The sequence below is a fragment of the Kitasatospora sp. NPDC091257 genome, assembly GCF_044757675.1.
Classification (GTDB): domain Bacteria; phylum Actinomycetota; class Actinomycetes; order Streptomycetales; family Streptomycetaceae; genus Kitasatospora; species Kitasatospora lactacystinica.
This window is the reverse complement of the sequence record NZ_JBIVVI010001872.1, coordinates 1-1,086: the sequence shown is the minus strand read 5'-3', so window position 1 is coordinate 1,086 and position 1,086 is coordinate 1. Positions and strand designations below refer to the sequence as shown.

At 75.0% G+C, this 1,086-nt stretch carries 2 protein-coding genes; both read right to left on the bottom strand.

Annotated features, from left to right (window positions below):
- Positions 1–365, bottom strand: a 365-nt coding sequence (locus tag ACIQOV_RS42600) for a beta-ketoacyl synthase N-terminal-like domain-containing protein (protein ID WP_401056653.1), incomplete at its 3' end; no start/stop codon positions are given.
- 16 nt (positions 366–381) lie between these two features.
- Positions 382–1,086: phosphopantetheine-binding protein (locus ACIQOV_RS42595; RefSeq protein ID WP_401056651.1), on the bottom strand; the 705-nt coding region annotated here is incomplete at its 5' end.

The following is a 1,086-nucleotide window of genomic DNA, read 5'->3' as shown; positions in this document are numbered from 1 at the left end:
GGGTCCATGGCCAGGGCCTCGCGCGGCGAGATGCCGAAGAACTCCGCGTCGAACTCGGCGGCGTCGTGCAGGAAGCCGCCGTGCCGGGTGTAGGACGTACCGGGCCGCTCGGGGTCCGGGTCGTAGAGGCCCTCCAGGTCCCAGCCGCGGTTGACCGGCCAGGCGGAGACCGCGTCGGCGCCCTGGGAGACCAGGTCCCACAGCAGTTCCGGCGTGTCGGCGCCGCCGGGATAGCGGCAGGCCATGGAGACGATGGCGATCGGTTCGTGGCGGGCCTGCTCGGCCTCGCGCAGCTGCCTCCGGGCGTCACCGAGGTCCGCGGTGGCGCGCCTGAGGTAGTCGAGCAGCTTCTTGTCGTCGGACATCAGTGCCAGCTCTCTTTCAGGCGTTTCCGAAGTCGTTGTCGAGCAGGGCGAACAGCTCGTCCGCTGTCGCCGTTTCCATCGCGGTGGCGGTGTGGTCCACCGGTCCTGGCGGTGGTGCCTCGCCGCCCGGTGCGCCGGTGCGCCGCCCCCAGCCGCGCAGCAGTTCGTTCAGCCGTTCGCCGACCCCGTCGGTGTCGGCCGCTCCGGGCGGGACGGCCGCGAGGAGCGCGGCCAGCCGGTCCAGCTCGGCCAGCAGCGGCGAGGGCGGTTCGGGCGCGGCGGACAGCTCCGCGTCCAGGTGGGCGGCGAGCGCCTCTGGCGTCGGGTGGTCGAAGACGACCGTCGGCGGGACGGCCAGCCCGGTGGCCTCGCACAGCGCGTTCCTGAACCGCACCGCGAGCATCGAGTCGAAGCCGATCTCGGAGAAGGCGCGTTCCGGGCGCACCGGACCGGTTCCGGAATGGCCGAGGACCGCGGCCGCGTGCCGGACGACCAGGTCGAGCACCGCTTGGCGGCGTGCCTGCCGATCCAGCGGGGCCAGCCGGGCGGCCAGTCGTGCGGCGGGGGTGCCGTCCTCGTCGCCCGCGGTCCGCGGAGTGTCCACGGCCGGCGCCGCGGCGGTGGCCGCGACGGCCGTCCGGCCCGGTGTGGGCAGCCAGTACCGGTCGCGCTGGAAGGGGTACGTCGGCAGCAGGACGGGTGCCGCGCCGCCCGGCCCGGG